The organism is Flavobacterium sp., assembly GCF_028712645.1.
Classification (GTDB): Bacteria; Bacteroidota; Bacteroidia; order Flavobacteriales; family Flavobacteriaceae; genus Flavobacterium.
Genome location: NZ_JAQTPQ010000189.1, coordinates 1 through 7006, shown reverse-complemented (window position 1 = coordinate 7006; position 7006 = coordinate 1). Strand labels below are relative to the sequence as shown.

The following is a 7006-nucleotide window of genomic DNA, read 5'->3' as shown; positions in this document are numbered from 1 at the left end:
GAAGTGATTGTTAAAAAAACCGATACTGATAAAACGTATAGAACCATTCTGTATCCTTATTTTGATACTTCTTTTTATGAAAAACTAGGTACTAGTATTATTTTTGGTAAAAAAGTCGATGAGTTAGGAACCAAGATTTTTCTGCCATTGGAGTTGCATAAAAGTTTACAACTAATTCAATTCGAAAACCATTTACTTTGTGGAAAAAGCCAAACCTTACTGGACATTAAAAAAGAAGTTCCAAGTTCTCGATGGGACAATTTTTATACTTATGCACTAGTTCTTATTTTCATTGTTTTGATAAACAAGAAAGGAATAGCTATGTTCTATTTTTCGATAATGGGATTACTGGGATTGTTCTTTTTGTTCATCGGATGGTATTCCTTACATCAGGAATTGGCCTATAATTATAATGTATTGTTGTTTAATCCTAGTCTTCTATTGTTGTTCTATTTTATGCTGATCAAAAATAAAAAGTGGATTATTAACTTATGTGTATTGAATGCGCTTTCTATTCTTGTTTACCTGATTATAATGTTCAATAAAATACATCTTTTGATTGTATTGCCTTTACTACTGACGAGTTTAGTTTTATTGGTAAAAATAGCTATTAGAAATAGCAAAAGAATCCCCGTTATCATATAAAAAGGATAAACTTGTTTTTGATTTTACTGGAATTTAAAGAAAGTACCTCTTAGAGTACTATTCGAATGTACTTCTACAGCTTTACTATTAACAATTGTATTGAAAAGTATACAATGTTAAGTTTCTCGATACATTTTATTAAAAAAAGCTATAGTAATTTAAGTTCAGAGGTGAATAAATAGTAAAGCGATTTTAACAACGACTATTGTCCTCTGTAAAACAAGACTGTACTAATGGTTTTGATGGCAATGTTTAAGTCCAAAAAAAGGCTTCGGTGTTTGATATAATATAAATCATATTGTAGTTTGACCAAACTATCTTCTATCGATTCACCATAAGAATAATTAACTTGAGCCCAACCAGTAAGACCTGGTTTGATAATATGTCGGGTTTCATAAAAAGGCATTATTTCTGCAATTTCCTTAACGAAGAAGGGTCTTTCAGGTCTTGGACCAATGACTGCCATATCTCCCTTTAAAATATTGATAAACTGAGGGAACTCATCTATTCTCGTCTTGCGTAAGAATTTTCCAAAAGGAGTAATTCTGTTATCCTTTGAACCTGAAAACACTGCCGTACCTTTCTCGGCATTTTCGACCATTGTCCTGAACTTGAAGATTTGGAAAATCTTACCATTCTTGCCAACACGCTCTTGAGTATAAAAAAGTTTTCCTCGATTTCCAATGGCATTAGCTATAAAAATCAATGGAATCAATGCAACTCCAATAAGCAAGCCTAAAATCGAAATCAATATCTCTGCTAATTTGATAAACATCAAATAGAATTGATTGTTGTTGCTTCTGCTAAAGGGGAAAAACTTATAAAAATCTCGGGTGATATATTGTACGGGGATACGCTGACTCTTGTTTTCATAGACTTGAGTATATTCGCGAATGGTAGTACCTGACTCTAACAAATAGAGTAATTGCTGATAGAGTTCAACGGTAATCTCTTCGGTTTTTTGGGTGGCAATGACAATTTCGAAAATTATATGTTCGCTGACAAAAGAAACTAAGTCGTCAACGGCAATATTTTCGACAAAATGATAGTCAAACTGTTCATCGGTCAGATGATCTGAGTTAACATAGGCGATAATGCGATAATGAGGGTCTGAGTTTTCGAGTCCCTGAATTAGTTCTTCCAACTGCTCCCGGTCACAAACCAAAATCACATTTTGCACAAATCTACTTGAAGCCAAAAATTTAACATAGAATATTCTCCATAAAAGTAGTGCAAAAAGTATGGTGAAATAGAAGGTTAAAATCTGAAATCTATTAGAGGGTAACTCGGCTGAGAAAATGGGTGTTAACAAATAAAATAAAACAGTTGATGATACGGTAAGGATGCTACTCTTTATTATCTGATATTGGTCACTTGCTACTTGAAGATTATACATTTCGAACACAGTCCCAATACTATTGAGATATAACGCTAGAACCAATGCGTAATAAAAATGGATTGAGGAAATCTTGAGATAGTCTAAACTCAGGTTACTACCTACAAGGTATAAAGCACCCAAAACAAAAGCAATGTCAAAAACTCTTAACAGTACTTTTCGTTCCGAAACTTCAAAATGTATTTTGTTTTTATTGTTCACTATAAAAAGGAAGGTTCTGTTTTATAAAGCAAATCTAATCAAAGCATTTGACGAAATCAATTAAAATCGATAAAGAACCAACTTTTAGGGTGTTGGGCATTGGGTGTTGGTGTGCTGAGGTACTGGGTTTTGAGTACTAGGGTAATTAAATAACCGAAATTGAAAACTACCATTGGATGGCTTTTAGCTCTGTCTCACTCTTTTGGTAGGAGGATCTCCTAAATAGACATTGAGTAGCGACAAGGAATAGACGAATGCAGGGGCGGCGGTACGCATAGCGGCATGGTTGATGGTAAAAAACCAGAAAGCGACAAAACAGAGCAAAAACATATTGAACTTGTTTTCAAGGTATAAAAACAAGGGGGTAAAAAACAAAATTAACAAGCCAATAATCCCCAAAGAACCGTGCTCGGCAAGCATACGGGTGATTTCATCATGGGATAATGTACCATTTCCAGTTTCTGCAAGGCGCACCTCAACCCCTTTACCTACTCCCACACCAAATATAGGGTTCTTCAAGAAGGTGTTTATTTCATTATTTGCCACATCTTCCCTCCCTGTAAATTTACTTTCCTTTGCTCTTCCTGCAGCGTCCTGATTAGCATAGCGCTTGTCAATAAGGCCTCCTGTTTGAAAAGAGGTGTAAGTCCAGGTCGCCATCATCGCCAGACTTACGAATACGATGATATAATTTAATTTAACCCTGCCCGTATAATTGGTTTTGAAGTAGAGGAAAACCAATAATAAAATAATCATCAAAAAGCCTGTAATCATACCCCCACGCGAAAAAGTAACCATTCCTCGATAACTCATATTAATGGCTACAATTAGATTGAGACCTAACATAAATTTGGTCCTCGATTCCAATATCACTCTGGAGAAAAAGATAAACATCCCCAAGCCTAAGAAGGTAGCCACCTGATTAGGACCAAAGCCACCCGAAGTTTCAAAACTAGATTGGGTACTGGTAATCACATCCCGAATGTTGGGGGTATAAAAGGTCAAGTAAACCATACAAGTCACAATTGGCAAACCCATACTTAGAAGAATGGTATTGACTTGACCTAAGGAAATCTTACGCCGGAAAGTATATAAGGAAGCTATTCCCAAGCAGACTGGACCTGAAATATTGAAGGCGATGGCATTCTTGATGTTGGTTTCAAAATCAAGGACGAAAGTTGATAGGATAACGCTCGGTACTAATAGAATAAGGAATATCCAATAGGGCACAGCACCTTTAGAAAAACCGCTGAAATACATCCCTATGAAAATAAATACCATTACCCCATATTTCGAAATTTCATACAGGGGATTACCATGAGTCATCCTCAAGAAAACTTCGCTACCCACCACATAGGCTGCCACAATGAGTGCTTCATGGTTTTTGTTTTGTTTTTTTATAATATAATAAGCTCCCACTATGAAAATGGCATAGCCGTATATCTTAGCAATAAAGGGAAATAGATACACCAAAAAACCAATACCCGCGTGTAAGAGTATTAAATTAAAATATAAGATGTCTTCTTTTTTCATTTCGCTTTATTTTAGCCAATTTAAATAATTGTTCAAAACCGCTTCTTCTGAATAATACTCCTTGACGGTTTTGTAGAGTGCCTCACCATAAAAAGCTCGCAGCTCTTCCCTTTCAATCAATTGAATCACGGCTTTATAAAATAAATCAGGTTTATTGCTATCAACAATAAAACCATTAACTCCCTCTTGTACCAACAACGTTATTTCACCTACTCGGGTCACCACAACTGGTTTGCTGTGCCAGCCATATTCTAAAAGTGCAACAGGCAATCCTTCGGATTGAGAAGTTAAAATCGCTAAAGTAGCCTGTTTCATAATGTTAGCTACATCCTTTTTTGATCCATACACAAAAACAGTGTTTTGGAGATTCAACTCCAAAATTAAATTTTTTATCTGAAAAGAATACGCATCCCCGAAATCTTTTCCCACCAAATGAAACGTCCAATCGGGGTGGGATACTTGTAACATCTTGGCAACTTCTAGCAACAAAAAATGATTTTTCTGCAGCCTCAAATTGGCCAAACTTAATATCCGTTTCCCAACCATTCCTTTTAAGCTAGTATTCTCTTCAACTTCGTTTTCTTTGGAAGGGAAATTAGGTAAATAAATCACATTTTCAAAATGCAATTGCTTTTGGGACCAAACTTTAAGATTCTGGTTTACGGCAATAATTCCTTTTAAGAATAAACTGGCTATTTTTAATCCCCAGTGAGGTCTTTTTTGAAGAAACTCACTGTCACCATAATGGTCATGCCAGATGATTCTAATCCTTGGGGAAATGATTTTCAAAAGGATAGCGAAAAAGATAGACGTGCTGTGTGCATGTACTACTTCGACCCTGTTTTGCAAGACAAATTTTCTTAACTTGAATACTGCATTTATATCCAAGCTACTTTTCTTGCCAAGGAATAAAAAGGACACATTATCTTCTAGTTGATTCCTTAGATCCCCTTGCTTTCGGGTCACTACCAAGCCCGAAAAATCGATTCGTTCAGCTAGGGCATTAGCGTAGTTCACTGCCATTCGTTCGGCACCACCAGCCTCGAGGGAATCTATGATTTGTATGATGCGCATTTAGATTAATATTATATTTTAATAATTTTAGTAGTTCGTTTTCCTTTTTTTTAAACTTTTCGATACCTTTTAATAAATCCTATACATTCTGTCCCACGTCAGTTCGAGTAATGGTTTACGACGGGAAACCTTTACAAAGTATCGAAAATCATTTTCTGAACAAAACGTCTCGATACATTTTTTATAATAGCTAACCACAATTTTATTAAAACACTTGAAGTAAAAATCTGACTATCAAAGTAACTTCTTTACTTCTTGTTCAAAAACATCCATTGTGTACTGTCTTGACCAATCGATTGATTTCTTGCTTTTTACAGCATACTCTATTTTATTTGCTAAAAGATTTTCGATTTGTAGAAGATCTTTTTCCTTGTTCATTGTCAGCAGAAGTCCTCGGCTGCTGTGATCAAGCATAAAGGGCACACAAGAAACGGGGGTTGCTAAGGGAACGCAGCCCCAAAACATTCCCTCTGCAATAACTTTTGGCCAACCTTCACTTTCTGATGGCAAGATAACAAAATGGCTTTTTTGATAGGCCTTTTTTATAATTTCCTGCGTTTGATTTCCTTTTAACGCTACTATTTTTTCTAGATTATGGAGCGAAATATAATGTTCAAGTAATTCTCTTTCGGTTCCTTCTCCATACAAAGTTAAGGTCAAGTCGAATCCTTTCTTATGTAAAGCTTCTGCCAATTGGACTGCGTACAAAGGATTTTTACCCTTGACTAAGGTTCCCACAAACACGAAATCAATCCGCTCCTTTTGGTCTTTTTTAAAAACCAGCAATTTATCAGCTTCCGTATAAGTTGCAGTAAAAAAAGGTTGGATGTTTTTAGTACTCCCCGCCCATTCACCATAGACCAAGACCTGCATATTTCGTGTCAAAAAAGTATTTTCTAAAATCCACTTTTGCAATTTGTAGCTCCAAGGTTGTTTCGATTTTGGATCCCAATTACCTGCATATTTGGCAGTTTTGATTTTGTTGGGGAAAAGTATTTGGACACAACATCCTAGCAGACCAATATTTCCAGGGCAACGCAAATGAATATGATTGGCTTTTCGCATAGCTTTATAAAGACTTATGCTTATTCTGGGAATTTTAAATAGGGAGTAAAGTGATGCTTTCAGACTCAACATATCAAACCTTTTGATAGGTATCAATTCAATGTTTTTGTGTTCGTATGGACTATCAATATCCGACTTGAACGCCTTTGTAATTGGAGCTACAATGATTACTTTGTCTACCTGTTTTATCCAGACATTCATTTCACGCACATAGGGAGCATAGGCAAAATAGTGATTTTGTTGCTGAATATGAGGGACGTGGGTAACTATTAGAAAAGTCATACTGCTTTTTTAAAACTTTAATTTATTAAGAAACTTCATTTTGCACTGGCTTCCTATCAAAAAAATAATTAACATAATATGCAAATAAAAAAATCAATACTGGTCGTACTGGAAATAGATAGCGCTGCTCAGAATGAAAGATGAAAACATAGAGCAGACTCCATCCCCATAGTACTATTAATGGAACTATAAGTCGATATTCTTTTTTTCGCACTAACCTAATTATGGCAGCTATTGAAAAGAAAACCAAAACATAATTAATGCTGTTGATATAAATGTGGATTCCCCATTTTATGAAATTACTTTTATTGGATTTCATTAAAGGTGAAATAATAAAACTCTGGGATTGAAAAAATTTTAATATATACTGACGCACCGTCAGTCCAGGATTATGAATAATATCATTGGTTACCCAATGGATGTAATATTCTGTTTTATCCAACTTATTGACCTCGCAGATAGAATCTAACTCTCTCCTCTTTGCTAAATTATGGAGATAATCTGACGAAGCAAATTCATCTTGACCATGCTGGGGCAACCAGTTGAAGGGCTCATCACGTAATTCGAATCTAGACCAAAGCAGGTGTTTTCTAAATATATCTTTTTTGAAAGCCCCATCAGTGTTATTGATTTTATTCTCAATCAATGTTAATGAAAACATCATCAAAGACAAGGATGAAATAAAAATCATCTTATTTTTCCATTCTAATTTTAGAACAAGAAAATAAAAGGAAAACAAAACCAAAAAAGGCAATAGGTTAGGTCTTGTTCCTGTCATTAACACTAAAGAAAAGGCAAGAATTAAAAAAT

Annotated in this window: 5 protein-coding genes and 1 pseudogene; 1 reads left to right on the top strand and 5 read right to left on the bottom strand. The window is 35.1% G+C overall.

Features of this window, described 5'->3' with window-relative positions; all coding sequences use genetic code 11:
- Nucleotides 1–645: pseudogene (locus PHC28_RS13455) on the top strand (hypothetical protein); the annotation flags it as partial.
- Between the two features lie 202 nt (nt 646–847).
- On the opposite strand, the gene PHC28_RS13450 reads toward PHC28_RS13455, so the two are convergent.
- From PHC28_RS13450 to PHC28_RS13430, 5 genes are all read right to left on the bottom strand, one after another.
- Complete coding sequence (locus tag PHC28_RS13450; RefSeq protein WP_300101527.1) at nt 848–2242, bottom strand: exopolysaccharide biosynthesis polyprenyl glycosylphosphotransferase; 1395 nt, start codon at nt 2240–2242, stop codon at nt 848–850.
- 183 nt (nt 2243–2425) lie between these two features.
- Entirely contained in the window at nt 2426–3775 is a 1350-nt protein-coding gene (locus PHC28_RS13445; RefSeq protein ID WP_300101524.1) for an O-antigen ligase family protein, read from the bottom strand.
- A 6-nt stretch (nt 3776–3781) separates the two neighbouring features.
- On the bottom strand, nt 3782–4849 hold the full coding sequence (locus PHC28_RS13440; protein WP_300101521.1) for a glycosyltransferase: 1068 nt from the start codon (nt 4847–4849) through the stop codon (nt 3782–3784).
- A gap of 234 nt (nt 4850–5083) precedes the next feature.
- The gene (locus tag PHC28_RS13435; protein WP_300101518.1) at nt 5084–6196 is read right to left on the bottom strand and encodes a glycosyltransferase; all 1113 of its coding nucleotides are present in this window, start codon (nt 6194–6196) and stop codon (nt 5084–5086) included.
- Nucleotides 6197–6221: 25 nt separating this feature from the next.
- Nucleotides 6222–7006: hypothetical protein (locus PHC28_RS13430; protein WP_300101515.1), on the bottom strand; the 785-nt coding region annotated here is incomplete at its 5' end.